The organism is Streptococcus mitis (assembly GCF_003942775.1).
In the GTDB taxonomy this organism is placed as follows: domain Bacteria; phylum Bacillota; class Bacilli; order Lactobacillales; family Streptococcaceae; genus Streptococcus; species Streptococcus mitis_CN.
Genome location: NZ_RJNX01000004.1, coordinates 31,934 through 58,916, shown reverse-complemented (window position 1 = coordinate 58,916; position 26,983 = coordinate 31,934). Strand labels below are relative to the sequence as shown.

The following is a 26,983-nucleotide window of genomic DNA, read 5'->3' as shown; positions in this document are numbered from 1 at the left end:
ATTAATTCATCAATACCAAGGCGACAGAAGTTCCCGCCCCTAAAGCAAGGGTAATGAGCAGGGATTCAAACATCTTACTCATACCAGAGTTTATGTGGTTGGTCATAATATCACGAACCGCATTGGTCAAGGCAATCCCTGGTACAAACGGCATGACCGCACCAGCTATAATCAAATCTGCCGTTGAAGGAAAGCCTGTGTAGCGAGCCCAAAACTGGGCTATCATCCCAAAAACAAAGGCTCCAGCAAAGGATGTCACAAAGGGAATTCGGATAAACTTCTCTACATAGAGGGAAAAGGCAAAACCAAATAAGGTAGCCACTCCTGCCCCAAGTGCGTCGTAGATATTTCCACTAAACATAATCGAAAAGAAAGGAGCACTAAAGGTTGCAGCCAAAGTTACCTGCAACTTAGTATAAGGAAGGGGTTGGGCTTGCAAGGCCTTCAATTGCTTGAAGGCTGTCTTTAAATCAAGATTTCCTCCTACCAACTGACGAGAAATTTGGTTCACATCACAGACTTTTTCGATGTTATAAGAAGATGAGGTCACGCGTTTCATTCGCGAAATATTGGTATTTTCAATGGAGAAAAAGATGGCAGCAGGCATGGCAAGAACATTGCAATCCACAATCCCCTGCGAATGCGCAATCCGAATCATGGTATCTTCTACACGATGAATCTCTGAGCCACTTTTGAGAAGAATGGTTCCAGCTAACATAATCAGATCGATGACGGCATTTAATTCTCTTGATTCTTCCATACTTTCCTCCTTTTATCAACTTCCTCTATTCTATCACAAATCTGGAGTCAAAAAAAATCTTTGCCATGAAATCATGACAAAGATTCATTTAATTACGTGAATTTTCGTGGCTTCCCTCACTACTTGATTGATTAGTAGAATGAGTATCTCCTCGTTGATTTCCTTGCTGGTTCCCCTGACTTGGTGTTGTAGTAGAACCTTGGTTTCCACGTTGGGCTGGTGCTGATGATGATGTTGACGGCGGTGTTTTCGGTTTGTAAATTGAAATCTTGATGCGTGTCTTATTCAAATCTACCTTTTCACCCGCTCTTGGACTCTGTTCAACAACGGTACCTTCAGCAGTTCCGGAAGGAGCTGTGGTAACTTCTACAACTTCAATGTTGGCTTCTTTAATACCGACAATTTGAACGAGATTATTTTTAGTAAATTCAAGACTAGATCCTATATAACTTGGCATAGCAACGCTGGTTACTTTCTTAGCAATAGTTAAAGTAATTGTTGAGGCCTTACTCAAATCATAAGTTGTTCCAGCTGACGGGCTCTGTCTAAGAACTGTTCCTTCTTCACTCTCGCTTGATTCTTCTTCCTCTATCTTGATGAGATTTTCAGGTACCTTCTTCTGCTTGAGTTCTGCGATAACATCGGTCGATTTACGGCCGATATAATTGCTCAATTGGAAAGATTGCTTACCTGATGAGACAACCAAATTGATTTTCGTTCCTTCTTTTCGACCAGTTCCAGCGTCAGGATCTGTACGGATAATCCGCCCTTCTTCCACCTTTTCACTAGCCTCTGATTTCTCCTCGCCAATCTCAAAATTGGCTTTCTTGAGGGTTTCCTTGGCTTCCGCCACTGTCTGACCTGCCACATCTGGAATGGGAATGGTTGCAGGAGTTCTGGATAATATCCAAATAAGAGAAGCTGCCACCAATACAATGCTGGCCAACAAAATCATATAGCGAACTCTAAATTTCCGTTTCTTAACAGGCTTGGTTGCGTAATTGTCTTCTGAAACCTGCTGACTCGGCTTCGCAGCCTGTGGCTTCGGACTTTGTGTTTGCACCTTAGGAATCGAGGTCAAGGTACTCTGGGATACCTTTGGTAGAGTCTTGGTGTCCGCCTTAGTCGTATCATTAAATACCAGTTTAGGCTCATTGCGACGATTATAAGACAAACTACTAGACAAGTCCACATACATCTCTGCAACTGACTGATAACGATCTGTCAATTTCTTGGCAGTTGCCTTGATGACAACATTCTCTAAAGCCTGAGGCACAGATGGATTCTCAGCTATAACCGATGGCAATGGTTTCTGGAAATGCTGGAGGGCGATGGTCACTGCACTATCCCCATCGTAAGGGATATGTCCTGTCAACATCTCATAAAAGATGATCCCCATGGCATAGATATCACTCTGTACAGTCGCTTTAGAACCACGCGCCTGCTCTGGTGACAAGTAATGAACCGAGCCCAGCATAGAGTTGGTCTGAGTCAGACTCGTCTCAGCAAAGGCTACCGCAATCCCAAAATCTGTGACTTTGGCAGTCCCATCTGGTGTCAAGAGGATATTTTGAGGTTTCAAATCACGGTGAACAATGCCTCTAGTATGAGCTAAGCGCATAGCCAAGAGGATTTGTCCCATGATTCGGACCGCTTCTTCATTTGAAAGAGGGTGATGTTCCTTGATATAGCGCTTGAGGTCAAGTCCTGCTACGTACTCCATAGCTAAGTACTGTTGACCGTCTTCCTCACCAATATCTGTAATCCGAACGATATGAGGATGGTCCAGATCTGCCATGGCTCTCGCTTCACGCTGAAAACGAGCCACTGCAATGGGATCTGTTTGGTAGTTGGTCCTCAGGACCTTTACTGCCACTTCTTCCCCGTCTAGAATCAAATCCTTGGCCAAGTATACATCTGCCATGCCTCCTCGACCAATTTGTTTGATAATCCGATACCGCCCGGCAAAAATCTTGCCGATTTGGATCATTCTTCATCCTCCTCGTTCATAGAAACAAGGGCAACCGTAATATTGTCTAAACCTCCTGCATTGTTAGCAAAACGCACGAGCGTCGCTGTTTTATCTGCCAAAGGAATATCACTGGTTACAATATCACAAATCTCACTGCCTGAAATCATGTTGGTTAATCCGTCGCTATTAAGTAGGAGATAATCTCCTGTCGCAAGGGTAATCATTCCAAAATCAGGCTGAATTTCGTCTTTTTGACCAATTGACTGGGTAATAATATTTTTCTGTGGGTGGCTAGCTGCTTCTTCAGGTGTCAATTGACCAGCCTTGAGCAATTCATTGACCAAAGAATGGTCGCTTGTTAACTGGTGGTATTCTTCTCCACGAATCAAACCGATACGAGAATCCCCAATGTGGGCATAGATAGCCTGATTGCCAATAATAGCAACAGCCTCGAGGGTTGTTCCCATTCCTTTATAAGCTTCATCTTGTCCCAATTGGTTAATCTTTTGATTTTCAATCTCAAGGTTGTTAGCAAACCATTCACGTACTTCATTAACTGTATCGATTTGAGTATCTACCCAAGCTACACCTAGGTCTGTTACCGCCATTTCACTAGCGATATTCCCTGCGCGATGACCTCCCATACCATCAGCTAGGATAATCATAGTACGTCCAGCTCTATTGACATAGTGGTTGACATAGTCTTGGTTATTTGTTCGTTTCTGACCAACATCTGTTAATAATGAAATTTCCATGTGTTAGTTCCTTCCTAATCCGATATCTTGCGAAATTGACTGATGAAGAATCCATCACTTCCATACAATTCAGGTGTAATGAGGATACAGCCGTCTTTCATGATATCCTTACATTCATGTTCTAGTGTTACCTGCTCAAATTCAGGATGACTTTCTAAAAATGCCTGTACGACTTGAAAGTTCTCCTCTGAGACAATAGTACAGGTACTATAAGTTATTATACCACCTTTGCGTAGTGTTTGACAAACACTACCTAATATTTCTAGCTGAATTTCCTGCAAGGAAGCGAAATCTGCCGTTTCTTTATTGTATTTAATGTCTGGTTTGCGTCGCAGAAGACCAATTCCTGAACAGGGAGCATCTACCAAAATCTTATCAAATGAATCCTGACCAAAAAGCTCATGCACCTTTCTGGCATCCAATTTTTGCGTTTGAACCCGGTCTGCCACACCCAGACGTTGGGCATTTTCTTGGATTAAGTCCAACTTATGGTCGTACAAGTCCAGAGCCGTAATCTGACCTGTCGTGAGATAAGAAGCTATATGGGCTGTTTTCCCACCCGGAGCAGCACAGGCATCTAGAACCTGCTCATGCCCTTTTAAATCAAGCGTCGGAGCAACCAGCTGACTAGACTCGTCTTGGATAGTAATAGCCCCCTCTGAAAATAGGTCATGTCCCGCAAAGTGGCCTTGCTCCTTAACCAGACCAGAAACAGACAAAGGTGAAGCACTAGCCTCCAACAAGGTTTGGATTTCCTCTTTTCGTCCTAGGTCTGTTACACGAATGCTGGCCTTGTTTCGCACTAAAAGGCTTTCAAAAATAGCTTGCGCTCGCTCCTCTCCGTATTCTTCCTTGAGCTTGGCAACTAGCCAAACTGGGAGAGAATAGGCAATGGAATCACGCTTGTTTTTTCGTTTGATGCTAGCAATATCTGGCCAGCCTTCACGCAAGATACGGCGAAGGACGGCGTTGACCAATTTTTCACTGCCTTTTTTACGGACTTTGGCCAATTCCACTGCTTCATTGACCACAGCATGGTCTGGAATCTTATCCAGATAGCGGAGCTGGTAAGCACTCATAAGAAGAAGGACATAAAGCCAACTGTCTAACTGGTCTCTGTCTTCGATAAAGTGGGATAGGTACCATTCCAGAGTCAGTTTACGGGCTACTGTTCCATAGACCAGCTCGGTTACCAAACCCTTGTCTGCTACAGAAAGTTGACTTCCCTTGAGATGCTTATTTAAGGCGATATTTGAGTATGCTTGATTAATAAAAACATCCTCTAATACTGCTAGGGCTAAACTTCTAGCTGTTTCTACTTTAATCACCAAATCGTTCTCCTACAGTCAATGTACGTCCAACTCCGTTTAGGAAGGAAGCAATGTCCATCTTAGGTTTACCAGCTGGTTGCACTTGTTTGAGGGATAAAGCTCCTTCTGCCGTTGCGACAATCAATTCTTTCTTACCGATGGAAAGGATTTCACCTGGATTGCCCTGACCTTCTACTGGTAGGGCTTCATAAATCTTAAAGCGGTCGCCCTTAAGGAAAGTATGGGCAACAGGCCACGGGTTCATCCCACGGATTTGGTTAAAGAGTTGACGATTGCTTTTATTCCAGTCCAACTTTTCTTCCTCTGGTTTGATATTTGGCGAGAAAGTAACCTGACTTGGATCCTGCGGTGCAGGTTTGATATCACCAGCAATATAAGCTGGTAAAGTATCCAAAAGCAAATCACGACCAACTAGCGCCAATTTCTCAAACAAGGTCCCGACATTGTCCTCATCTGTGATAGGAATGCTACGACGAGAAATCATATCTCCTGCATCCATTTCCTTAACCATTTCCATGATGGTCACACCAGCTTCCTCATCCCCTTGAATCAAGGCATAATGGATAGGCGCACCACCTCGGTGTTTTGGAAGAAGGGAGGCGTGAACATTGACAGCAAAATCCATGCTATCAAGGAGTTTACTTGGAAGAAACTGTCCAAAAGCAGCAGTCACAATTCCATCTGCTCCTAGCTGCATAATAGTTTCCATCTCTGGACTTCCAGATAATTTTTCAGGTTGGTAGATAGGAAGGCCTGCTTCCTTGGCAGCTTGTTTAACTGGGGTTTCTTGGATCACTTTTTTACGTCCGACAGCGCGGTCCGGCTGGGTCACAACGGCTAGAATTTCGTAACGGTCATCTGTCAAAAGTCCTTTTAAGACTGTTGCTGAAAAGTCGGGTGTCCCCATAAAGATTAATTTTGTCATATCTTCTCCTTCTTATAAAAATTGCTGTGGCTCATGGTCAATGCTGAGACGGAGCTCACTATTTTCCCGTTCTTGAGTCAAGGCCAAGACCTGGTTGAGGGTCGGCCCCAGCTCATCTTCTAAACGGTATTTAATTAAAATCTGGTAATGATAGAGGTTGTGGGTACGGGCAATGGGCTTGGGCGTTGGGCCCAGAATGTTACTGGTTTCAGACAAACCTGACCGCAAAATGTTCATAACTTCATAGGCACGTTTGACCACCTCTTCTTCTTTCTTGTGAGAAAGGGTAATGCCAATGGTGAAATAGTAAGGCGGATAACCAAGTTGTCGTCTGATACCCATTTCATAGGCATAAAAGCCTTCGTAATCCTGACCCTTGGCAAATCGAATAGCATAGTGCTCAGGATTGTAAGACTGGATTAAGACCTGACCAGCTTTTTCAGCTCGACCTGCACGACCTGCCACCTGAGTCAAGAGCTGGAAGGTTCTCTCAGAAGAACGGAAATCAGGCAGATTTAAGGCCGTATCCGCATTGAGCACTCCGACTAGGGTCACATTTGGAAAATCCAATCCCTTGGCAATCATCTGAGTACCTAGTAAAATATCTGCTTCTCCTCGCCCAAACTGGTCAAGAAGAGCTTGGTGACTACCTTTCTTACGAGTCGTGTCCACATCCATCCGCAAAATACGTGCCTGCGGAAAGAGTTCTGCCAGCTCGTCATAAGCCTTCTGTGTCCCTGTCCCATAGTAACGAATACTTCGGCTCTTACAGTTAGGACAGACCTGAGGAATGTCCTTCGAAAAACCACAATAATGGCAGTTCATGGTCTTGGTATCCATGTGCAGGGTGAGAGAAATGTCACAGTTGGGACAAGTATCCACGGTCCCACACTCTCGACACATAACAAAGCTAGAATAACCACGACGATTGAGCATGAGGACTACCTGCTCTTTTTTAGCTAGACGGTCTTGAATAGCTTCTAGCAAGGGAGGCGTAAAGTTTGACGTCTCATTTTGTCCGATATAGTCCCGAAAATCAATCACTTGAACCTCAGGGATCCTAGCTAAAGGATTAGCCCGTTGGGTCAGACGTAAATGTTGATAGACGCCTTTTCCAGCTCGCGCCCGGCTTTCCAGACTAGGAGTTGCCGAACCAAGTACCAGGGCAGCTTGATTGTACTGGGCCCTCAAAACAGCTACATCCCTTGCATGGTAACGGGGATTGCTGTCCTGCTTATAAGTCGCTTCGTGCTCCTCATCGATAATCATAACACCTAGATTCTTCAGCGGAGCAAAGATAGCCGATCTGGCGCCAACAACAACTTGAGCGTCTCCACGCTCAACCTTGCGCCATTCGTCATACTTTTCACCATTGGACAGGCCTGAGTGAAGGATGGCCACTTTCTCACCAAAACGGGCAATAAAACGCTCCGTCATCTGTGGAGTCAAGGAAATCTCAGGCACCAGCAAAATAGCTGTCTTGCCCTTGTCCAAGGCCCCTTGGATAATCTGCAAGTAAACCTCCGTCTTCCCACTTCCTGTAATTCCTTGAAGGAGGAAGGGAGGCTGATGACTACCAATCGCACTCACAACCGCATCACGCGCCTGTCTTTGCTCTGGATTCAACTCCAAAGGCTGACTTGCTTCAATTCCTTCAAAATAAGCAGCCGAGCGTTGCACTTCCTTTTGGACTATGGTAACAGCACCTTGTTCCACAAAGAAGTTAACTTGCTCCCGCGAATAGAACTCTAGCAAACTAGCCAAAGAAGCACTCTCAGGATGAGACAGCAAATAGTCTCTCAATTCCAACTTTTTCTTGGCGCGTGCAGAAATCTCGACACCTTCTAATCGAGCCAGATTCACCTCATACCAGGACTGGGTCTTGACCTTCTTTTGATCGACTGCCTGATACTCCAAACCAAGCAGGCCTTTTCTAGTCAAACGCATCATTTCAGCTTGCTTAGCTAAATCCAGAGAAGAAAAGGCAAGCGAATCCTCTGAACCAAACAAGCGCTCTCGGTCTTCCTGACTCAGACCTGCCAGAGGATAGAGAATCTTGTCATAGCTGGAGTTCAGAAATCCTGGTAGCATAGCCTTGAGGATGGAGATTTTATAGGAGAAGACGGACTTGCGTAACTCCTCAGCAAGCCAGAGTTGTTCTTGCGTGAGAATAGGAGAAAAATCCAACACCTCGACAATATCTTTTAAATCTTGATTAGCCTCTTCTTCATCTGGTTGGGACTCCAAACCAAGAACAATCCCTTGAATCAGGCGATTGCCCTTACCAAAAGGCACATGAACCCGCATCCCAACTTCCAGCATTCCCTCAAATTCCTTAGGAATCCTGTAACTATAGGGCTGGTCCGTTTGCATCAAGGGCACATCTACGATAATCTTAGCTATAGCCATCTTCTCACCTCCTCCTTGTCAGTACATTCTTGCAATAGAAAAAATAAGATTGAGTCCCCCCAACCTTAAATCTTTTCACCATCTTCTTTTTCTTTAGCGATTTGCTCTTTGATTTTCTTTTCTTCTTCTTCTTTGCGGCGTTTTTCTTCTTCGATACGGCGATGCACCGCTTCACGTTTTCCTTCTGGATCTGGGTGAATTGTAACGTTTCCTGATTCGATTTCTTCTAAAGCGCGAAGAGTTGATTTTTCAGACTTGAAACCTTGAGTTGCTGGCGCACCTGCTTCCAATTCGTGGGCACGTTTTGCTTCCAAGATTACGAGTGAATATTTTGATGGAACCTTGTCGAGCAAGGTATCAATAGAGGGTTTTAACATCATTTGCTTGTACCTATTTTCTAAATTTTATCGGGTAGTTGGAGATTTTGGTAACATCTCCTGATAGTGACCAATGACACGGTCCACACGGAAGTGCTCTGCTTCGATAACACGTTTGACACGCTCAGCAGCTAGGGGCACCTGATCGTTGACAATCGCATAATCATACTCACGCATAAGCGCAATTTCTTCCTTGGCTTTTTCGATTCGTTGGGCAATCACTTCTGCACTATCTGTTCCACGACCTACCAAGCGGTCTTGTAATTCATCCAAATCTGGCGGTGTCAGGAAGATAAAGACAGCATCTGGAACCTTTTTCTTGACTTGAAGAGCTCCTTGAACTTCAATTTCAAGGAAAACATCGATCCCCTTGTCCAAGGTTTCATTGACATAGGTCAGAGGAGTGCCATAGTAGTTGCCGACATATTCTGCGTATTCCAACATCTGTCCTTGACGAATCAGCTCTTCAAACTCTTCGCGAGTACGGAAGAAATAGTCAACACCGTCCACTTCTCCAGGACGTTGTGCGCGTGTCGTCATCGATACAGAGTATTGAAATTGGTTTTCAGAACTCTCAAAAATCTCTCTTCTAACCGTTCCTTTTCCAACCCCTGAAGGACCAGAAAAAACGATTAGTAAGCCTCGGTCTGCCATTGTGTCTCCTTTAGTCAGTCTGTGAAATAACATTTCTCTAGAATAATGACAAAAAGCCAGATTATCCTTTACAGTCTTTCTATCTAGTGTAACAAAAAAGCAGTAATTTTTCAACTGCTCTTTCTTATTTATTTAGCATAATCTACTGCACGAAGCTCGCGAATCACGGTTACCTTGATATTTCCTGGGTAATCGAGATTGTTTTCAATTTTCTCACGAACTTTGTGAGCCAAGATTGTGACTTTGTCGTCCTTGATTTGTCCTGGATTGACCATGATACGAATTTCACGTCCTGCTTGAAGGGCAAAGCTAGTTTGTACTCCTTCAAAGCCGTTAGCAATTTCTTCCAAATCATGAAGACGCTTGATGTAGCTTTCAAGAGACTCACTACGAGCACCTGGACGGGCTGCGCTCAAGGCATCTGCTGCAGCGACGATCACTGCAATCACGCTCTCAGCTTCGACATCGCCGTGGTGACTAGCAATCGTATTGACCACAACTGGATGCTCCTTGTACTTACGAGCCAATTCCATACCAATTTCAACGTGACTACCTTCAACCTCGCGGTCAATAGCTTTCCCGATGTCATGAAGGAATCCAGCACGACGGGCAAGAGCTGCATTTTCACCAAGCTCACTCGCCATGATACCAGCTAATTTAGCAACCTCAATCGAATGACGCAAGACATTTTGTCCATAAGAAGTACGGAACTGCAAACGTCCCATAATCTTCATCAAGTCTGGATGAAGGTTTGGCGCACCAATCTCATAGGCTGCTGCCTCACCGTATTCACGGATCTTATTGTCAATCTCTTGACGGTTTTTCTCAACCAACTCTTCGATACGAGCTGGGTGGATACGACCATCCTTGAGCAACATTTCCATAGTCATACGTGCAATCTCACGACGAATCGGGTCAAATCCTGACAAGGTCACCACTTCTGGTGTATCGTCGATAATCACATCGACCCCTGTCAAACTTTCAAAGGTACGAATGTTACGACCTTCACGACCAATAATGCGTCCCTTCATAGTATCGTCTGGCAGATGAACCGTTGAGTTTGTTGACTCCGCTACATATTCACCAGCGATACGTTGCATAGCTTGAACCAAGATGTCCTTAGCCATTTTGTCAGAACGTTCCTTGACCTCTTGCTCAGCTTCACGAATACGGCTAGCAATCTCCTTGGTCAAGTTTTCCTCTGTCTGTGCCAAGATAATATCTCGTGCTTCTGCCTGAGACAGAGCACCAATACGCTCTAGTTCTGCTTCTTTTTGTCTTTCGACTTCCTCTAATTGCTCTTCACGCGCATCAAGGTTTTTAGCTCTATCAGAAATACTTTGTTCTTTTTGTTCAAGTGTTTGTTCTTTACTCGTCAAATTGTCGTCCTTACGATCAAGGCTAGTAGCTCTCTCGGTCAAACGACTTTCGATTTGTTTGAGTTCTTGACGTTCTGATTTGAATTCAGCGTCCACTTCTTCACGGTATTTTCTGGCTTCTTCTTTGGCCTCCAATAGTGCTTCTTTTTTAAGAGACTTGCTTTCACGCTTAGCTTCATTAACAAGTAAATCGGCTTCACGTTCAGCTTGTCCACGTAAATTAGTTGCTTCTTGTTCAGCATTTAAAAGCATCAACTCTGCAGCTTCCTGAGATGATTTCATCTTAGCTGAGATGCTGACATATCCAATGACTAAACCAATGATGACGGCAAAAACAGCAATCGCAAGCGACATGATTTCCATGTTTTTACCTCATTTTATTGTTATTCCGAATGACATACATTCTTTTACATTCTACCATAAAAAAGTGATTTTCACAAACCTAAAATAGAATATGTTTTGAGGAAATTGGAACACGTTTGCTTAAAATTTATTAGTGCAATCTCTATTTCTTAGAAGTTATAGCTTAGTAAAAATTATAGAAAAAGCCCACCTTTCAGTAGACTTAGTAATGATCTTTAAAAGACAAGAAAGCCACGCTATCTTCATCCATCATATAAATCAAGCGATTTTCTGCATCAATACGACGTGACCAAGCTCCTTGGTAGTCATACTTGAGTGGTTCTGGTTTACCTATTCCTGTAAAGGGATCACGTTGAATATCCTTGATTAGTTTATTGATTCTTTTTAACGTTTTCTTATCCTGATTTTGCCAGTAGCAATAATCTGCCCAGGCATCTTCTGTAAACTTGAGCAGCATTTCTTACTCCTCAATAACATGAACCTGAGTACTTCCAGCACGAACTTGAGCCATTCCTCGCAAAACCTTATCAGAAAGTTCCTTATTTTGAGCAATTCTCAGGGTTTCTTGGATACTATCCCACTCACTCTTTGAAAGTACTACAATGTCCTCGTCTGGATTTTTATTGACCACCGTCAAAGGCTCAAATTCATCATTTACCTTCTTCATGTAGTCTTTTAAATGATTTCGGAATGTTGAGTAAAGAACTGCTTCCATAACCATACCTCGTTTTACCTCTTTTCCACTATTATACACGAAAAGAAAGAAATTGTCAGGAACTTGTACAAGATTTTCTTTTCTATCTATTTATTCGTAAAAAATCTCAAAAAGCCTACTTTTCAGTAGACTTAGTTTCTTTCTATTCTTATCGGCACTCTTCCAAAATTCTGCTCTGCTATACTTGATTTTCCCAGTTGGTAAATCTGGTCTGCCTTTTGGGTCATAGTATCCCAAGGCTCTTTGCCAATTCGGCTGACTAGACTGACCCGACCTTTCAAAGAATTGAGCTGTTGCCTGCCTTTTTCAGCAAATCCAAGGACATGAATGGCTTCTGGCAAGTCACCTTCTCTAGCCTGCACCAAGATATAGGTCAATAGGCGTCTGACACGCGCCTTGGTGTAACGTTTGGTCGCAACCGCCTCAACCAAGTCTTCCACAGACTGGGCTGTCTTGATGGCATCCTTGATGCGTACTGCCATTTCTTGATTGAGCTGATAGATAGTGGTTAAGTCTGGATTGGACAAGATTTGATAGCGGAGCAAGGGAAAATAGTCTTCCCAGCTCACCTTACTGGCCTGCTCAAATAGGGCAATAGAAGGCATAAAGCGTTCTAAGAAATTTTTGTCTGATTGATGCTGACGGAGGGCTGTCGCTGAGGCAAAATCCACATCCTTGTCCACGGAATGGTAACCCGCACCCTGACGCTGAATCGGATAAAGTTTGATGTTTCGTCCCGCAGCCGCCTTGGCATAAGCAAGAGCAAGGACATGATTGGGCGTATTGCCTGAAAAATCAAGACCAGCAAATTCCTTCCACATAGCTTGGGTTTTCTGGGGATAGGAAAGGGAATCAGGCAGATTTTCCACAAACTTCTCCATCTCAGCACCTTGCTCTGTGTATAAGTCAGCGATTTTTTGATAATCCAGAACTTCCTCCGTCCCAAATGCTAGAGTATCAATGCCCAACCGAGCCAAGATATCCACAGCTCCTTGACCGAAGAAATCTGCTGCCTGAACACTGACTAAAAAGGGTAATTCCACTACCAGATCCGCTCCATTTTCCAGCGCCATCTGGGCCCGTGTCCACTTGTCCACAATAGCAGGTTCTCCACGCTGCATGAAATTTCCAGACATGGCAACGATTTTCAGTCCCTCTGCTTGATCCAGCAGGTATTTATGGCCATTATGAAAAGGATTAAACTCCGCGATAATACCTGTGATGGTCATGCTAATCTCCTACTTCTGCGCCACAAAAAACCAACGGGTGCTGGTTTCTGTTGGCTCCTTGTCCTCAAAGTCTGCATAGAGTTTGAAAGACTTGAAACCAGCCTGCTCCAGCAAGATATCATAGGTTAAGACTTCGTATGTACGCTCCTCATGCACTTCATCGTGGCGACTAAAGGAACCGTCAGATTCCTTGATAAAAAAGGTCAACTCATGCACGATGGAGTGAGGTGCTTCGTCCTCGTAGGTATCCCAGAGCATTGCAAAATCTTCTGCATTTTCATGATAAGAATAGCCTGGAAAAACTTCGTCTGTCTGGTAGGTCGAATGCACATCAAAGATGAAAACTCCATCTTCATTAAGGGCATTATACACTTCCTTAAAAACATCCCCTACTTCCACCTCATCCTGCATGTAGCAGATTGAGTCCGAATAACAAGTAACAAAGTCATATTTACCTGCCTTGGACAAATCCAGCATATTGCCTTCAATAAAATCAATCTTTTGCTTGGCTGAAGCCGCTCTCTTTTCAGCAATCTTCAACATATCCGCACTCAAATCAAGCCCAGTCACATCAAAACCAGCCTGAGAGAAGCGCACAGATTGAATTCCTGTCCCACAAGCCAGTTCCAAGAGTTTCTTTCTCTCCTTGGTCTTAGGCAAATGACGAAGCGAAAAATCCGTCCATCTATCGTATAAACTGTCGTCCATGACCGCATCGTAAACAGCCGCAAAAGTTTCATAAGTTGCCATAATCATGATACCAAGAGCCTACATGGCAAACACCACTCGCCCTATACCTTTCTATCTTTTTTTCTAAAATAAGCAAAGAAACCCAGTTGACTGCAACTGAGTTCATCTTCTACGCCAAAGTTTCAGATATATCTACTGACTCTGCCTCATGCCATAGTTTTTCTAGGTTATAATGGGCACGCATTTCTTCTGAAAAGACATGCACTACGACAGCACCAAGGTCCAGCAAGACCCAGCCTCCAGCTGCATCGCCTTCGATATGGCTGCCTTTAAAACCAGCTTCCGCTACTTTTTCACGGATATTGTCAGCGATAGCATCCAACTGACGGCTATTCATTGAACTAGTAATAACAAAGTAATCCGTCACACTAGTCAAATCTTGTACATCAAGTGCGAGGATATCCTCCGCACGTTTCTCATCAGCCGCTTTCACGACTAGTTCTAGTAATTCTTTTTCGTTCATTTAATCCTCTTTCAAATAGTGCACCAAGGCGTTATAGGTTTCAAGGGTTTGGGGATAGATGGGGAATCCCTGATGAGCTAGATGCTCCACAGTGCGAGCTGTTTCGTAGGCCACCGCCTTATTGAGCGATAGACTTGCAATCTCACGTGCCACATCCACTCCAGGAAAGGCACGATTGTGCTCTATATAGTCTGCGACATAGATAACCTTGTCTAGGTCTGTCATCTGAGCCGCCCCGACTGTATGGATTTCAATAGCTCGCAGGATTTCAGAATCATGCAAATTCAAATCTTCCTGAATCTTGTAGATGCCAACCATGCCATGCCAGACATTATTGCCCCAGTTTTTGAGATCAGAATCTAGCTGGTAACGGTCAATCAAATCCAGAAATTCCTGATCTGACAACTTTTTAGCATAGTCATGAAGAAGGCCTGCAAGACCTGCTTTCTCGACATCAACTCCAAAGCGCTGAGCCAGTTCTATGGCTGCACTCTCCACACCCAAGCAATGGGTTAAGCGTTTTTCAGGCAGAAGCTCTGCCATTTTTTCCAACAAAGCCTCACGAGAGCAGTTGATATAGTCTTGATAGGCCATCAGTAGAGCCCCTCCTTCTCGATGTAGTCTAGCACAGGCTGAGGCAGGAGAAAGTTGGGTTTCCGACCTTGGGCAATGAAGTCACGCACCATGCTGGACGAGATATCCATGAGAGGCACATCCACCCAGATAACGGGATAGGAAGTCCCTGCCTTGTAGCGTGGACGCTGAACCCCTACAAACTGAACCATATCGACCAGCTCATCAATTCGGTACCACTTGGGCAGATAGTCTACCATGTCGGCACCGATGATAAAGTAATAATCTGTATCTGGATTCTTCTCTGTTAAAATCTTCATGGTGTCGTAGGTATAGGAAATGCCCTTGCGCTCCAACTCAATAGTTTCAATGTCCAGACCTTCAATCCCCTCAATCGCCAATTCAAGCATCTTGAGACGATGGTGCTCAGGGATTGTTTCCTTTTTATCTACGTGAGGAGGTTGGTATTCAGGCATGAGCAAAACCTGATCCAGTCCTAACTGTTGCCGTACTTGGTCCGCAACAATCAGATGGGCATTGTGAACAGGGTTAAAATTCCCCCCTAAAATCCCGACTTGTTTGCGTTTTTTCTCCTTGATTTCTGGCTCCAACTCTACCTTGGTAAAGGGAGTCAATAGTTCGATTGCCATAGGCTAGTCTCCTTTATTTCTCTGTAAAAACAGTTGTTTGGAGTATAGTTTTTAGATTTCTTTAACTTTTTTAGAAATCTTGCGATTTTCTTTCTTGCTAGATTGTTTAAACAAAATCAAGATTCGTCCGATTTTTTGGACTGTATCCACACCGATTTCTTCTTCCAAAATTTCAGCTACTTCGTGGATATTTTCATCGGTGTTTTGCAAAAGAGTAACCTTGATCAATTCGCGGGCGTCAAGAGCCTGACGGACGCTGGTTTTGATTTGATCGTTAAGGCCATTTTTCCCAATTTGGATGATGGGTTTGAGGGTGTGTGCCTGGCTGTTGAGGAAGGCACGTTGTTTTGATGTTAATGACATAATTTCTTCCTTGTTTTTTTGATAGTTATTTTAGGTGGTGAGGGACGGTCGGAACTAATTTTTCAAAGATCTCATCTTTGGAAAATGGATTTCCTGACCTCACAATTGAGCCTTGGTCTCAATTGTGCCCCTTGCCAATCTACAGATTGGCAAGATCCCACGGCAATAACTATCTTTTTATGAGCTCACTTTGTTCGCTCAGTGATTTTAGTTTAAATAATTGCTTTTCGTGTGACGACGGCGACGCCTTCTGGTGCCCAGACGGCGACTTTGGCTGTGCCTGTTACACGGATCCAGCCGAGTCCAGAGATGACTAGGTCTGTCTTTTCCTTAATGTTAAATACATGTTGGACTAGTTTTGGAAAATCTTCTTTTTCCTTGCTATTTGGAGGAGTGAGAAGGCTTCCAAGGTGCTTGTCGTAGAAAGCACTAGCTCCTTCTAGCTTAGTACGATGCAATTTGAGTTCATTGTCAAAGAAGGCTGTAAAACCTTGCTTTTCTCCTGCAATAAAGTCAAAGCGTCCGAGACCACCTAGAAACAGGGTTTGTTCAGGATTGAGCTGGTAGGTTTTAGGCTTGATTTCCTTTTTAGGGCTGACATACTTGAGGTTTTTGGCCGTCAAGTAGTGGGCCATCTGGTGACGGTGGATGATTCCCGGTGTATCGTAGATATAAGATCCGTCGTCAAGCGGAATCTCGATTTTGTCCAAGGTTGTCCCTGGGAAGCGCGAAGTCGTGATGACATTCTGATCACCCGTGATTTCTTGGATAATGGCATTGATAAGAGTTGATTTTCCAACGTTGGTCACACCGACCACATAGACATCACGGCCCTTTCGGTAGTGCTCGATTTTGTCAATGACTTCCTTGATGGCATGTTTGTTTTGTGCTGAAGTTAGGACGACATCGACTGGACGAAGTCCTTCTTCGTGGGCACGTTCCATCAACCACTGGCTAATCTTACCAGGCTTAACTGACTTAGGGAGGATATCTTTTTTATTTCCTACCAAGAGGACATCGTTGCCCGAAACAAAACGTGGCAAACCTGGGATAACAGAGCCATTAAAATCAAAGATATCAATGACATTGACCACTAAGGCATCACTGTCTCCCACCTCGTGCAAGAGCTTTAGGAAATCATCGTCCGTCAACTGGACATCCGTGATTTCATTGTAGTGACGGAGACGGAAACAACGTTGGCAATAGACTTCGCCAGTTTCCAAACCTTTTTCAAGTGCCGACTGGGGGGTAAAACCAAGACCAGCCTTATCTGTCGTCTGAATGGTTGCTCCACAACCAATACAGAGAATTTCTTCCATAGTTAAATTCCTTTTTTATATGTAATCGGTCCGTACGTTTCAGTGATTTTTCGCATCACACGGCGCTCACGAGCACGGTTAATCTGCGTCTTAATAGAGTCGTGTTGAACTAAGGGCTTGACCAAGATTGAGCGAATGCCAGCACGGTGGGCTGCTCGAATATCTGTCATGAGCTGGTCGCCGACCATGACCACTTCACTTTTCTCATAGTGAAATTCCTTCATGGCACGGTCAATCCCAAATGTGAAGGGCTTCAAGGCCCAGTAAACGTAATCAATTCCAAATTTTTCAACTGCTCGTTGGACGCGTTTCTTAGTGTTATTTGATACCACGATGATGCGAATACCTGCGTCACGGAGATCATGTAACCATTGCTTCATCTCTGGCGTCCCGTCAGGGTTGTTCCAAGCAATGAGAGTATTGTCCAAATCGACCAAAACAGCCTTGATTCCCTGCGCCTGCAGGCTTGGGACTGTCAGATCATAGACTGCTTCCACAGCAAAATCTGGCATATAGTTTTCAATCGCCATTCTGGCTCCTTTTCTTAACTTTTTTTCGCAATTTTCATTAATAACAATGACAAAACAATCCACAACCCAGCACTGGCTAAACTAATGTAGAGCCAAGCATGGGGCTCATCTGTTAAGGGTAGGGGAACATTCATTCCGAAAAAGCCTGTCACTACTGCCAAAACCGCTAGCAAGACTGAAATGATAGTCAAGGTTGTCAAATTATCATTCAGATTATTGTTTAGTATGTTGTTGTAAGATGCTGATAGTTGTTGGAGGACTTGAGAAATCAAGTCTGTCATGGATACCAGCTGATGAGCCTCAATCATGGCATCATCAAACTGTTCTCTCTCAATCTCGTTAAAACTGCGATAGAGGGCATGCCCTTGAATATGTTCCAGCAACATGCGATTTTGCTTGGCAGCCGCAGTAAGATAAACCATACCAGTCTCCAAGTCGGAAAGGGCAAAAAGGTTTTTCTTAGTCGTCCGCTGGCGCAAGAGGCCATTGACCTCGTCCTTACTCTTATCCATCTGCTCGATGACAGGATAGTAGGCATTGCTGATGATTTCCAGACTGGCAAAGAGAAACTTGTAAATCGAAAGCATGTCATGACTCTCCAGATAACGGGTCATCTGTTCAATGACATAGGCGTTCTTGGTATTACTAATGGTAATCAGGCGACGATGTTCCACGATAAAGGTCATGGGAAAAGCTTCATAGTATGCCTTATCTTTTTTCAAGTTCAAGACATTGTAGATAAAGGTTACAGTCCCATTTTCACGGTGATAATCCATGTGGGCACGCTCATTCCTATCCAGCGCATATTCGATGGTTTCCTTGTCCAAACCGTAGATTTCAGAAAGGTCCTCTAGTTTTTTCAACTTGTCCAAATCTAGGTTAATCCAGGTACAACCATTGCCCAACTGTTTTTCTAAAAACATCTTCTCTCCTTTACCAAACTCTTTCTATTGTACCATAAATCTGCTAAAATTTCAGGCCTGGTCTGTCCGAGAGAAATTGCTGACAACGGTGATATTCCGATTGGGAACGAAGTGCAGAACCTGGTCTTCTCCTCTGAGTTGAGTTGTTCGAATACCTACACTGACAACCTTACCCGATACAGTAATAGGACCATTTGTCAGAACAACCTCATCTCCTACATCCAGTTGACGTTCAAAGAGGATGAAAAAGCCATTGATGACATCAGACAGAAAACCTTGGGCTCCCATCCCAATAGCCACCCCAGCAATCCCAGCTCCTGCCAGCAAACTAGAAACTGGCAAACCTATAATCGACAAAATGCAGTAAAGTAAAAAGAAATAAAGGGTATAATTAAACACATTTTCTAACAGACGTGAGATGGTTTTCTGACGCCCAACATCATGACGAGACATTTTTAGAGAAGGTTTAATAATTCTCTGCACCATGGTATGGAGCAATTTCTTAGCTATATAAAAGAGTAAAAATAGGAATAACAGAGAAAGTAACTTGGTTAAGATATTTTCAATAATCGTTGTAACATCAAGCTTATTGAGGTAGGTTTTAAAAAATTCTTGCATAGAAAACTCCTTTCATTTATTATACCATACTTTCACAAGTGATGAATCTCCATAAATATTCAAAAATAATAGCAAAAATAGACAGAAAATTCTTGATTTTAGTTCATATTTATACTATAATCATAAACATTACACAACAAAGGAAATTGTTATGAAAAAATTCATTCATGCTTGGAATAAGGCAAGCCTAATCAAACGGATTTTGATTGGCATGCTTATTGGAGGAACCCTAGGACTGACACTTCCTAACATTTCAGGAATTGGTTTACTTGGAGATCTCTTTGTTGGTGACCTTAAAGCCATCGCACCCATTCTAGTCTTTGCCCTCGTTGCTAACGCCCTTTCCCAACATCAAAAGGGCCAAGATAGCAATATGAAAACGGTCATCTTCCTTTACTTGGTGGGAACCTTTGCATCTGCACTTATCGCTGTACTAGCAAGTTTCATCGTACCTGTTGAAATTACCCTAAATAGTGCTAATACCGATATTGCTCCACCAGATGGGATTGGACAAGTCCTCAGCAACCTCTTGCTCAAACTGGTTGACAACCCAGTCAATGCCCTTGTCACAGCCAACTACATCGGTATCCTATCCTGGGCAGTTGTTTTCGGGATTGCTATGAGAGAAGCCAGCAAAAATAGTAAAGAATTGCTGAAAACCATAGCTGATGTGACTTCTAAGATTGTCGAATGGATTATCAACCTAGCTCCATTTGGTATCCTTGGTCTTGTCTTCAAAACCATCTCTGATAAGGGAATCGGAAGCCTCGCTAACTACGGAATCTTGCTTGCCCTCTTGGTGACAACTATGTTCTTTGTCGCTCTGGTTGTCAATCCATTGATTGCCTTTCTCTTTATGAAGAGAAATCCTTATCCCCTCGTTTGGAAATGTTTGCGTGTCAGCGGTGTTACAGCCTTCTTTACTCGTAGTTCTGCGGCGAACATCCCTGTCAACATGAAACTTTGTCACGACCTTGGACTAGATCCAGATACCTATTCGGTTTCTATCCCACTCGGTTCTACTATCAACATGGCTGGGGCTGCGATTACCATTAACGTTCTAACCCTTGCTGCAGTAAATACTTTGGGAATCCCTGTTGACTTTGCGACAGCCTTTGTCCTCAGTGTGGTAGCAGCTATCTCAGCCTGTGGCGCTTCTGGTATTGCGGGCGGTTCCCTCCTTCTTATCCCAGTTGCTTGTAGCCTTTTCGGTATTTCTAACGATATTGCCATGCAAGTTGTTGGGGTTGGATTTGTGATTGGGGTCATCCAAGATTCATGCGAAACAGCTCTCAACTCTTCAACAGATGTCCTCTTTACTGCCGTTGCCGAATACGCGGCAGCCCGTAAAAAATAACTCATAAAGGCAAGCCTGCTCAGGTCTTGTCTTTTCCGCTTTTATTCTAACTTACTAGGAAATCCTTATGTCTATTAGCCAACGTACGACCAAGCTCATCTTAGCTACCTGTCTTGCCTGCCTTCTTGCTTATTTTCTCAATCTCTCCTCAGCTGTCTCGGCTGGAATCATCGCCCTCTTGAGCCTATCCGATACCCGTAGAAGTACCTTAAAACTGGCCCGAAATCGGCTCTTTTCCATGCTTCTAGCTTTGGTTATCGGAGTTCTGGCTTTTTACTTGAGCGGATTTCATATCTGGAGCCTTGGCCTCTATCTTGCCCTCTACGTGCCTCTAGCTTATAAGATGGGCTGGGAAATTGGCATCACACCAAGCACTGTTTTGGTTAGCCACCTCTTGGTACAAGAGTCAACCTCTCCAGACCTCCTAGTCAATGAATTCCTTCTCTTTGCTATCGGTACAGGATTTGCCTTGCTTGTCAATCTCTACATGCCTTCACGAGAAGAGGAAATTCATCACTACCACACATTGGTAGAAGAAAAGTTAAAAGATATTCTCCAGCGCTTCAAATATTATTTATCCAGAGGGGATGGACGCAACCGAGCACAGCTAGTAGAAGAATTAGACACCCTTTTGGAAGAAGCCCTCAGACTTGTCTATCTAGATCACTCTGACCACCTCTTTCACCAGACCGATTACCATATTCACTACTTTGAGATGAGACAGCGACAAAGTCGCATCCTGCGAAACATGGCTCAGCAAATCAACACCTGTCACCTAGCTGCCAGCGAAAGTTTGATTTTAGCGCAACTCTTTTCAAAAATTGCCGGTCAACTGAGCCAGACCAATCCTGCTTCTGATTTGCTAGATGAAATTGAACGTTATCTGGAAGTCTTCCGTAATCGCAGTCTGCCAAAGACAAGAGAAGAATTTGAAACTCGCGCCACCCTTCTTCAACTCCTACGCGAGGCCAAAACCTTCATCCAAGTAAAAGTTGATTTTTACCAAAAATATGGACAGTAAATAAGAAAACTTCAGACCAATCACAAAAGGTGAATATCTGAAGTTTTCTTTTATTTGTAAGTTATTACCATAAAGGTTAACAGTAAAACGAATAAAGCCAAATATTCAACATCTTTTTATAGAGGGCTAAGGTAAAACCCTACATACTCTGCTGTCTTATTATCCACGACACTAATTTTTACAAATCAATTTCATTTACCAAACATAGTTAGTAAGACAGTTAGCTAGACCTCTCACTACCAGTTACAACGGAAAAGCCCACGAATCGACAATATTCGTAAAACTTTACTAGTGGAACGCATAGCCAAGTTCCATAGAAACTTGGCGTTAGTTACTTAGATTGTTATACAATCAATTAAATTTACTGAACTACTACACGGAGTTTGGGAAACCGATTCCATTTGCCAAACGAAGTTAGTAAAACAGTTACCGCTTCCTTACCATTACGACGGAAAAGTCCACGAATCGATACCATTCGTGGATTTTTCCTAGTGAAGCGTTTAGGTAAGCCACCATAGCGGTTACCGTCAAATGACAGCAACTTTATGTTGCTAGTCATTTGTAACGATTTACATCTTCTCCTCCAACTCTACATCTGGATACTTGTCCGCAAACCAGCGGAGGGCAAAGTCATTTTCAAAGAGGAAGACTGGTTGGTCAAAACGGTCTTTAGCCAAGATATTGCGGCTTGAAGACATCCGTTCATCCAAGTCCTCAGGCTTGATCCAACGAACGGTCTTTTTACCCATTGGGCTCATGACTACTTCCGCATTGTACTCGCCTTCCATACGGTGCTTGAAGACTTCAAACTGGAGTTGACCTACAGCGCCTAGCATATACTCGCCTGTTTGGTAATTCTTATAAAGCTGAATGGCACCTTCTTGTACCAATTGCTCGATTCCCTTGTGGAAGGATTTTTGTTTCATGACATTCTTAGCAGAAACTTTCATGAAAATTTCAGGTGTAAAGGTTGGCAGGGGTTCAAATTCAAACTTGTTTTTACCAACTGTCAAAGTATCCCCAACCTGATAAGTACCTGTATCGTAAACCCCGATGATATCTCCTGCCACGGCATTGGTCACATTCTCGCGACTTTCCGCCATAAACTGGGTAACATTAGACAGTTTAGCACCCTTACCAGTACGAGGCAGATTGACACTCATGCCACGTTCAAACTCACCCGAAACGATACGGACAAAGGCAATACGGTCACGGTGACGAGGGTCCATGTTGGCTTGGATTTTAAAGACAAATCCTGAGAAATCCTTGTCGTAAGGATCAACAATTTCGCCATCTGTTTTCTTGTGTCCATGTGGTTCCGGAGCAAACTTAAGGAAGGTTTCAAGGAAGGTCTGGACACCAAAGTTTGTCAAAGCTGAACCGAAAAAGACGGGCGTCAATTCTCCAGCAAGGATAGCTTCCTCTGAAAACTCATTCCCAGCTTCATTTAAAAGTTCAATATCATCCTTAACTTGCTCGTAGAAAGGATTGCTACCAAAAAGCTTGTCCCCATCTTCTAAACTGGCAAAACGCTCATCCCCCTTATAGAGCTCTAAGCGTTGGTTATAGAGGTCATAGAGCCCTTCAAAGGCTTTCCCCATCCCGATTGGCCAGTTCATCGGGTAACTCGCAATACCCAAGACTTCTTCCAATTCTTGCAAGAGGTCCAGTGGCTCACGACCGTCACGGTCCAGCTTATTCATAAAGGTAAAGACTGGAATACCACGGTGTTTGACAACTTCAAACAATTTCTTAGTTTGGGCCTCGATACCCTTGGCAGAGTCCACAACCATGACCGCAGCATCCACCGCCATCAAGGTCCGATAAGTATCTTCTGAAAAGTCCTCATGCCCTGGCGTGTCGAGGATATTCACACGTTTTCCATCGTAGTCAAACTGCATAACAGATGAAGTAACCGAAATCCCACGTTGCTTCTCGATATCCATCCAGTCAGACTTAGCAAAAGTCCCTGTTTTCTTTCCTTTTACCGTACCAGCCTCACGAATCTCGCCCCCAAAGTAGAGTAACTGCTCAGTAATAGTTGTTTTCCCCGCGTCCGGGTGGGAGATGATAGCAAAGGTGCGACGTTTCTTAATTTCTTCTTGAATATTCATAAGTTCTCTTTCTTTGATTCTCTATTTTTCTTGTTTCAATAGCTAAGAATGATTTTTACATTGGATTTTACCATTCCTTTCAACACTCCATTATATCGGATTTTAGCATTTTTTTCAATTTCTATTTCTTTTCAGTTCCCCCTCCCTTATTTATAGGAAAATATGGTAAAATAGAACAGACTAAAAATCATCATTTCACGAAAGGATGCAAGATGAAAATTACGCAAGAAGAGGTAACACACGTTGCCAATCTTTCAAAATTAAAATTCTCTGAAGAAGAAACTGCTGCCTTTGCGACAACCTTGTCTAAGATTGTTGACATGGTTGAATTGCTGGGCGAAGTTGACACAACTGGTGTCGCACCTACTACGACCATGGCTGACCGCAAGACTGTACTCCGCCCTGATGTGGCCGAAGAGGGAACAGACCGTGATCGCTTGTTTAAAAACGTACCTGAAAAAGACAACTACTATATCAAGGTACCAGCTATCCTAGACGATGGAGGAGATGCCTAATGACTTTCAACAATAAAACCATTGAAGACTTGCACAATCTCCTTGTCTCTAAGGAAATTTCAGCAACAGAATTGACCCAAGCTACGCTTGAAGATATCAAGTCTCGCGAGACAGCTATCAACGCTTTTGTTACCATCGCTGAGGAGCAAGCCCTTGCTCAAGCTAAAGCTATTGATGAAGCTGGAATCGATGCTGATAATGTCCTTTCAGGAATTCCACTTGCAGTTAAAGATAATATCTCTACTGACGGTATTCTCACAACTGCTGCCTCAAAAATGCTCTACAACTATGAGCCAATCTTTGATGCAACAGCCGTTGCCAATGCAAAATCTAAGGGCATGATTGTCGTAGGGAAAACTAACATGGACGAATTTGCCATGGGTGGATCAGGTGAAACTTCTCACTATGGCGCTACTAAAAATGCATGGGACCACAGCAAGGTTCCTGGTGGTTCATCTAGTGGTTCTGCCGCAGCTGTAGCGTCAGGGCAAGTCCGCTTATCACTTGGTTCTGATACTGGTGGTTCTATCCGCCAACCTGCTGCCTTTAACGGGATTGTTGGTCTCAAACCAACCTACGGAACAGTTTCACGTTTCGGTCTCATTGCCTTTGGTAGCTCATTAGACCAGATTGGACCTTTTGCACCAACTGTTAAGGAAAATGCTCTCTTGCTCAACGCTATTGCCAGCGAAGATGCCAAAGACTCTACTTCGGCCCCTGTTCGTATTGCCGACTTTACTTCAAAAATTGGTCAAGACATCAAGGGCATGAAAATTGCTTTACCTAAGGAATACCTCGGTGAAGGAATTGACCCAGAGGTTAAGGAAACTATTCTGAATGCAGCCAAACACTTTGAAAAATTGGGCGCTATCGTTGAAGAAGTCAGCCTTCCTCACTCTAAATACGGTGTTGCCGTTTACTACATCATCGCTTCATCTGAAGCTTCATCAAACTTGCAACGTTTTGACGGTATCCGTTATGGTTACCGCGCAGAGGATGCGACCAACCTTGATGAAATCTATGTAAACAGCCGTAGCCAAGGTTTTGGCGAAGAGGTTAAACGCCGTATCATGCTTGGTACATTCAGTCTTTCATCAGGTTACTACGATGCCTACTACAAGAAAGCTGGTCAGGTCCGTACCCTCATCATCCAAGATTTTGAAAACGTCTTTGCGGATTATGACTTAATTTTAGGTCCAACTTCTCCAAGTGTTGCTTATGACTTGGACTCACTCAACCATGACCCAGTTGCCATGTACTTGGCTGACCTTTTGACAATCCCAGTCAACTTGGCAGGTCTTCCAGGAATTTCGATTCCTGCTGGATTCTCTCAAGGACTACCTGTCGGTCTGCAATTGATTGGTCCTAAGTACTCTGAGGAAACCATTTACCAAGCTGCTGCTGCCTTTGAAGCAACAACAGACTACCACAAACAACAACCCGTGATTTTTGGAGGTGACAACTAATGAACTTTGAAACAGTCATCGGACTTGAAGTCCACGTAGAGCTCAACACCAATTCAAAAATCTTCTCACCCACTTCTGCCCACTTTGGAAATGACCAAAATGCCAACACCAACGTGATTGACTGGTCTTTCCCAGGAGTTCTGCCAGTTCTCAATAAAGGTGTTGTCGATGCCGGTATCAAGGCTGCTCTTGCCCTCAACATGGACATCCACAAAAAGATGCACTTTGACCGCAAAAACTACTTCTACCCTGATAATCCTAAAGCCTACCAAATTTCTCAGTTTGATGAGCCAATCGGTTATAACGGTTGGATTGAAGTCGAGCTAGAAGACGGTACAACTAAGAAAATCGGTATCGAACGTGCCCACCTAGAAGAAGACGCTGGTAAAAACACCCACGGTACAGATGGCTACTCTTATGTTGACCTCAACCGCCAAGGGGTGCCATTGATTGAGATTGTATCTGAAGCTGACATGCGTTCTCCTGAAGAAGCCTATGCTTATCTAACAGCCCTCAAGGAAGTTATCCAGTACGCTGGTATTTCTGACGTTAAGATGGAAGAAGGTTCTATGCGTGTGGATGCCAATATCTCCCTTCGCCCTTATGGTCAAGAGAAATTCGGTACCAAGACTGAGTTGAAAAACCTCAACTCCTTCTCAAACGTTCGTAAGGGTCTTGAATACGAAGTTCAACGCCAGGCTGAAATCCTTCGATCAGGCGGTCAAATCCGCCAAGAAACACGCCGTTACGATGAAGCCAACAAGGCAACCATCCTCATGCGTGTCAAGGAAGGGGCTGCAGACTACCGCTACTTCCCAGAACCAGACCTACCACTCTTTGAAATCTCAGACGAGTGGATTGAGGAAATGCGTACTGAATTGCCAGAGTTTCCAAAAGAACGCCGTGCTCGCTACGTCTCTGACCTCGGCTTGTCAGACTATGATGCTAGCCAGTTGACCGCAAACAAAGTCACTTCTGATTTCTTTGAAAAAGCTGTGGCTCTCGGTGGTGATGCCAAGCAAGTCTCTAACTGGCTCCAAGGAGAAGTTGCTCAGTTCTTGAATGCCGAAGGCAAGACACTTGAACAAATAAAATTGACACCAGAAAACTTGGTAGAAATGATTGCCATTATCGAAGACGGCACTATCTCTTCTAAGATTGCCAAGAAAGTCTTTGTCCACCTGGCTAAAAATGGCGGTGGCGCGCGTGAATACGTGGAGAAAGCAGGTATGGTTCAAATCTCAGATCCAGCTGTCTTGATTCCAATCATCCACCAAGTCTTTGCCGATAACGAAGCCGCTGTTGCCGACTTCAAGTCAGGAAAACGCAACGCAGATAAGGCCTTCACCGGATTCCTTATGAAAGCAACCAAAGGCCAAGCCAACCCACAAGTTGCCCTTAAACTACTTGCACAAGAATTGGCAAAGTTGAAAAATGAGTAACTCATTTAAA

28 protein-coding genes are annotated in these 26,983 nt (G+C 43.8%); 5 read left to right on the top strand and 23 right to left on the bottom strand.

Annotation, left to right across the window (positions count from 1 at the left end; all coding sequences use genetic code 11):
* Position 1: 1 nt before the first annotated feature.
* The 21 genes from D8848_RS06685 to D8848_RS06585 all read right to left on the bottom strand — a co-directional run bounded on the left by D8848_RS06685 (position 2) and on the right by D8848_RS06585 (position 19,058).
* Positions 2-760, bottom strand: a complete 759-nt coding sequence (locus D8848_RS06685) for a threonine/serine exporter family protein (protein ID WP_045612174.1) — start codon at positions 758-760, stop codon at positions 2-4.
* Positions 761-848: 88 nt separating this feature from the next.
* Positions 849-2,750, bottom strand: coding sequence for a Stk1 family PASTA domain-containing Ser/Thr kinase (pknB, locus tag D8848_RS06680; RefSeq protein WP_125443541.1), 1,902 nt, complete (start codon positions 2,748-2,750; stop codon positions 849-851).
* Positions 2,747-3,487, bottom strand: coding sequence for a Stp1/IreP family PP2C-type Ser/Thr phosphatase (locus tag D8848_RS06675; RefSeq protein WP_000406255.1), 741 nt, complete (start codon positions 3,485-3,487; stop codon positions 2,747-2,749). The genes pknB and D8848_RS06675 overlap by 4 nt, the downstream gene beginning before the upstream one ends.
* A gap of 14 nt (positions 3,488-3,501) precedes the next feature.
* Positions 3,502-4,815 carry a 16S rRNA (cytosine(967)-C(5))-methyltransferase RsmB gene (gene rsmB / locus D8848_RS06670; protein WP_185756861.1) on the bottom strand — a complete coding sequence of 438 codons (1,314 nt, stop codon included), beginning with the start codon at positions 4,813-4,815 and terminating at the stop codon, positions 3,502-3,504.
* The gene (gene fmt, locus D8848_RS06665) at positions 4,808-5,743 is read right to left on the bottom strand and encodes a methionyl-tRNA formyltransferase (RefSeq protein WP_125443539.1); all 936 of its coding nucleotides are present in this window, start codon (positions 5,741-5,743) and stop codon (positions 4,808-4,810) included. The genes rsmB and fmt overlap by 8 nt, the downstream gene beginning before the upstream one ends.
* A gap of 12 nt (positions 5,744-5,755) precedes the next feature.
* Positions 5,756-8,152, bottom strand: coding sequence for a primosomal protein N' (locus tag D8848_RS06660; protein ID WP_125443538.1), 2,397 nt, complete (start codon positions 8,150-8,152; stop codon positions 5,756-5,758).
* Between the two features lie 65 nt (positions 8,153-8,217).
* Positions 8,218-8,532: a DNA-directed RNA polymerase subunit omega gene (gene rpoZ / locus D8848_RS06655; RefSeq protein WP_125443537.1), complete on the bottom strand. Its 315-nt coding sequence runs from the start codon at positions 8,530-8,532 to the stop codon at positions 8,218-8,220.
* 24 nt (positions 8,533-8,556) lie between these two features.
* A complete protein-coding gene (gene gmk, locus D8848_RS06650) occupies positions 8,557-9,183 on the bottom strand; it encodes a guanylate kinase (RefSeq protein ID WP_000775041.1) in 627 nt (208 codons plus the stop codon).
* A gap of 128 nt (positions 9,184-9,311) precedes the next feature.
* Positions 9,312-10,925, bottom strand: a complete 1,614-nt coding sequence (locus D8848_RS06645) for a ribonuclease Y (RefSeq protein WP_000404936.1) — start codon at positions 10,923-10,925, stop codon at positions 9,312-9,314.
* A gap of 202 nt (positions 10,926-11,127) precedes the next feature.
* Positions 11,128-11,382 carry a Txe/YoeB family addiction module toxin gene (locus D8848_RS06640; protein WP_084925567.1) on the bottom strand — a complete coding sequence of 85 codons (255 nt, stop codon included), beginning with the start codon at positions 11,380-11,382 and terminating at the stop codon, positions 11,128-11,130.
* Between the two features lie 3 nt (positions 11,383-11,385).
* Positions 11,386-11,640 (bottom strand): type II toxin-antitoxin system Phd/YefM family antitoxin, encoded by a 255-nt coding sequence (locus D8848_RS06635; RefSeq protein ID WP_000388572.1) that lies wholly within the window; start codon positions 11,638-11,640, stop codon positions 11,386-11,388.
* A 131-nt stretch (positions 11,641-11,771) separates the two neighbouring features.
* Positions 11,772-12,869, bottom strand: a complete 1,098-nt coding sequence (locus D8848_RS06630) for a nucleotidyltransferase (RefSeq protein WP_125443536.1) — start codon at positions 12,867-12,869, stop codon at positions 11,772-11,774.
* 9 nt (positions 12,870-12,878) lie between these two features.
* Positions 12,879-13,619 carry a class I SAM-dependent DNA methyltransferase gene (locus D8848_RS06625; RefSeq protein WP_185756860.1) on the bottom strand — a complete coding sequence of 247 codons (741 nt, stop codon included), beginning with the start codon at positions 13,617-13,619 and terminating at the stop codon, positions 12,879-12,881.
* A 109-nt stretch (positions 13,620-13,728) separates the two neighbouring features.
* Positions 13,729-14,082 carry a ribosome silencing factor gene (gene rsfS, locus D8848_RS06620; protein WP_125443534.1) on the bottom strand — a complete coding sequence of 118 codons (354 nt, stop codon included), beginning with the start codon at positions 14,080-14,082 and terminating at the stop codon, positions 13,729-13,731.
* On the bottom strand, positions 14,083-14,676 hold the full coding sequence (gene yqeK / locus D8848_RS06615; RefSeq protein ID WP_125443533.1) for a bis(5'-nucleosyl)-tetraphosphatase (symmetrical) YqeK: 594 nt from the start codon (positions 14,674-14,676) through the stop codon (positions 14,083-14,085). It lies immediately after the preceding gene.
* Positions 14,676-15,305 (bottom strand): nicotinate-nucleotide adenylyltransferase, encoded by a 630-nt coding sequence (locus D8848_RS06610; RefSeq protein ID WP_000963708.1) that lies wholly within the window; start codon positions 15,303-15,305, stop codon positions 14,676-14,678. Before D8848_RS06610 ends, yqeK begins: the two co-directional genes overlap by 1 nt.
* A gap of 51 nt (positions 15,306-15,356) precedes the next feature.
* Complete coding sequence (gene yhbY, locus D8848_RS06605) at positions 15,357-15,668, bottom strand: ribosome assembly RNA-binding protein YhbY (protein WP_000060169.1); 312 nt, start codon at positions 15,666-15,668, stop codon at positions 15,357-15,359.
* Between the two features lie 212 nt (positions 15,669-15,880).
* Entirely contained in the window at positions 15,881-16,987 is a 1,107-nt protein-coding gene (gene yqeH, locus D8848_RS06600) for a ribosome biogenesis GTPase YqeH (protein ID WP_070481844.1), read from the bottom strand.
* Positions 16,988-16,989: 2 nt separating this feature from the next.
* Entirely contained in the window at positions 16,990-17,517 is a 528-nt protein-coding gene (locus D8848_RS06595) for a YqeG family HAD IIIA-type phosphatase (RefSeq protein WP_125443532.1), read from the bottom strand.
* Positions 17,518-17,531: 14 nt separating this feature from the next.
* Positions 17,532-18,440 (bottom strand): magnesium transporter CorA family protein, encoded by a 909-nt coding sequence (locus D8848_RS06590; RefSeq protein WP_060627651.1) that lies wholly within the window; start codon positions 18,438-18,440, stop codon positions 17,532-17,534.
* A 51-nt stretch (positions 18,441-18,491) separates the two neighbouring features.
* Positions 18,492-19,058 carry a mechanosensitive ion channel family protein gene (locus D8848_RS06585; RefSeq protein ID WP_060627649.1) on the bottom strand — a complete coding sequence of 189 codons (567 nt, stop codon included), beginning with the start codon at positions 19,056-19,058 and terminating at the stop codon, positions 18,492-18,494.
* Between the two features lie 151 nt (positions 19,059-19,209).
* Between D8848_RS06585 and sstT the strand changes: the two genes are divergently transcribed.
* Both sstT and D8848_RS06575 read left to right on the top strand, forming a co-directional pair.
* Complete coding sequence (gene sstT / locus D8848_RS06580) at positions 19,210-20,415, top strand: serine/threonine transporter SstT (protein ID WP_125443531.1); 1,206 nt, start codon at positions 19,210-19,212, stop codon at positions 20,413-20,415.
* A 67-nt stretch (positions 20,416-20,482) separates the two neighbouring features.
* A complete protein-coding gene (locus tag D8848_RS06575) occupies positions 20,483-21,436 on the top strand; it encodes an aromatic acid exporter family protein (protein ID WP_060627646.1) in 954 nt (317 codons plus the stop codon).
* A 361-nt stretch (positions 21,437-21,797) separates the two neighbouring features.
* Here the strand turns inward: D8848_RS06575 and D8848_RS06570 are convergent, their stop codons facing one another.
* Positions 21,798-21,995 (bottom strand): hypothetical protein, encoded by a 198-nt coding sequence (locus tag D8848_RS06570; RefSeq protein ID WP_004258416.1) that lies wholly within the window; start codon positions 21,993-21,995, stop codon positions 21,798-21,800.
* 10 nt (positions 21,996-22,005) lie between these two features.
* Complete coding sequence (locus tag D8848_RS06565) at positions 22,006-23,550, bottom strand: peptide chain release factor 3 (RefSeq protein WP_001025437.1); 1,545 nt, start codon at positions 23,548-23,550, stop codon at positions 22,006-22,008.
* A 212-nt stretch (positions 23,551-23,762) separates the two neighbouring features.
* Between D8848_RS06565 and gatC the strand changes: the two genes are divergently transcribed.
* From gatC to gatB, 3 genes are read left to right on the top strand one after another with little or no spacing between them, the layout of a single operon-like run.
* On the top strand, positions 23,763-24,065 hold the full coding sequence (gatC, locus tag D8848_RS06560; protein ID WP_000705411.1) for an Asp-tRNA(Asn)/Glu-tRNA(Gln) amidotransferase subunit GatC: 303 nt from the start codon (positions 23,763-23,765) through the stop codon (positions 24,063-24,065).
* A complete protein-coding gene (gene gatA / locus D8848_RS06555) occupies positions 24,065-25,531 on the top strand; it encodes an Asp-tRNA(Asn)/Glu-tRNA(Gln) amidotransferase subunit GatA (protein WP_125443530.1) in 1,467 nt (488 codons plus the stop codon). The genes gatC and gatA overlap by 1 nt, the downstream gene beginning before the upstream one ends.
* Positions 25,531-26,973: an Asp-tRNA(Asn)/Glu-tRNA(Gln) amidotransferase subunit GatB gene (gatB, locus tag D8848_RS06550; RefSeq protein WP_125443529.1), complete on the top strand. Its 1,443-nt coding sequence runs from the start codon at positions 25,531-25,533 to the stop codon at positions 26,971-26,973. Before gatA ends, gatB begins: the two co-directional genes overlap by 1 nt.
* Positions 26,974-26,983 lie beyond the last annotated feature (10 nt).

Coding starts and splice junctions, on each gene's coding strand:
- gmk (WP_000775041.1), bottom strand. CDS start 9,183: ATGGCAGACCGAGGCTTACTAATCGTTTTTTCTGGTCCTTCAGGGGTT.
- pknB (WP_125443541.1), bottom strand. CDS start 2,750: ATGATCCAAATCGGCAAGATTTTTGCCGGGCGGTATCGGATTATCAAA.
- D8848_RS06630 (WP_125443536.1), bottom strand. CDS start 12,869: ATGACCATCACAGGTATTATCGCGGAGTTTAATCCTTTTCATAATGGC.
- rpoZ (WP_125443537.1), bottom strand. CDS start 8,532: ATGATGTTAAAACCCTCTATTGATACCTTGCTCGACAAGGTTCCATCA.
- D8848_RS06625 (WP_185756860.1), bottom strand. CDS start 13,619: ATGGCAACTTATGAAACTTTTGCGGCTGTTTACGATGCGGTCATGGAC.
- sstT (WP_125443531.1), top strand. CDS start 19,210: ATGAAAAAATTCATTCATGCTTGGAATAAGGCAAGCCTAATCAAACGG.
- yhbY (WP_000060169.1), bottom strand. CDS start 15,668: ATGTCATTAACATCAAAACAACGTGCCTTCCTCAACAGCCAGGCACAC.
- D8848_RS06570 (WP_004258416.1), bottom strand. CDS start 21,995: ATGACTAGCAACATAAAGTTGCTGTCATTTGACGGTAACCGCTATGGT.
- D8848_RS06610 (WP_000963708.1), bottom strand. CDS start 15,305: ATGGCAATCGAACTATTGACTCCCTTTACCAAGGTAGAGTTGGAGCCA.
- D8848_RS06585 (WP_060627649.1), bottom strand. CDS start 19,058: ATGCAAGAATTTTTTAAAACCTACCTCAATAAGCTTGATGTTACAACG.
- D8848_RS06675 (WP_000406255.1), bottom strand. CDS start 3,487: ATGGAAATTTCATTATTAACAGATGTTGGTCAGAAACGAACAAATAAC.
- D8848_RS06575 (WP_060627646.1), top strand. CDS start 20,483: ATGTCTATTAGCCAACGTACGACCAAGCTCATCTTAGCTACCTGTCTT.
- D8848_RS06590 (WP_060627651.1), bottom strand. CDS start 18,440: ATGTTTTTAGAAAAACAGTTGGGCAATGGTTGTACCTGGATTAACCTA.
- yqeK (WP_125443533.1), bottom strand. CDS start 14,676: ATGGCCTATCAAGACTATATCAACTGCTCTCGTGAGGCTTTGTTGGAA.
- D8848_RS06595 (WP_125443532.1), bottom strand. CDS start 17,517: ATGGCGATTGAAAACTATATGCCAGATTTTGCTGTGGAAGCAGTCTAT.
- gatB (WP_125443529.1), top strand. CDS start 25,531: ATGAACTTTGAAACAGTCATCGGACTTGAAGTCCACGTAGAGCTCAAC.
- rsfS (WP_125443534.1), bottom strand. CDS start 14,082: ATGAACGAAAAAGAATTACTAGAACTAGTCGTGAAAGCGGCTGATGAG.
- gatC (WP_000705411.1), top strand. CDS start 23,763: ATGAAAATTACGCAAGAAGAGGTAACACACGTTGCCAATCTTTCAAAA.
- fmt (WP_125443539.1), bottom strand. CDS start 5,743: ATGACAAAATTAATCTTTATGGGGACACCCGACTTTTCAGCAACAGTC.
- D8848_RS06565 (WP_001025437.1), bottom strand. CDS start 23,550: ATGAATATTCAAGAAGAAATTAAGAAACGTCGCACCTTTGCTATCATC.
- D8848_RS06660 (WP_125443538.1), bottom strand. CDS start 8,152: ATGGCTATAGCTAAGATTATCGTAGATGTGCCCTTGATGCAAACGGAC.
- D8848_RS06645 (WP_000404936.1), bottom strand. CDS start 10,925: ATGGAAATCATGTCGCTTGCGATTGCTGTTTTTGCCGTCATCATTGGT.
- D8848_RS06640 (WP_084925567.1), bottom strand. CDS start 11,382: ATGCTGCTCAAGTTTACAGAAGATGCCTGGGCAGATTATTGCTACTGG.
- D8848_RS06635 (WP_000388572.1), bottom strand. CDS start 11,640: ATGGAAGCAGTTCTTTACTCAACATTCCGAAATCATTTAAAAGACTAC.
- yqeH (WP_070481844.1), bottom strand. CDS start 16,987: ATGGAAGAAATTCTCTGTATTGGTTGTGGAGCAACCATTCAGACGACA.
- D8848_RS06685 (WP_045612174.1), bottom strand. CDS start 760: ATGGAAGAATCAAGAGAATTAAATGCCGTCATCGATCTGATTATGTTA.
- gatA (WP_125443530.1), top strand. CDS start 24,065: ATGACTTTCAACAATAAAACCATTGAAGACTTGCACAATCTCCTTGTC.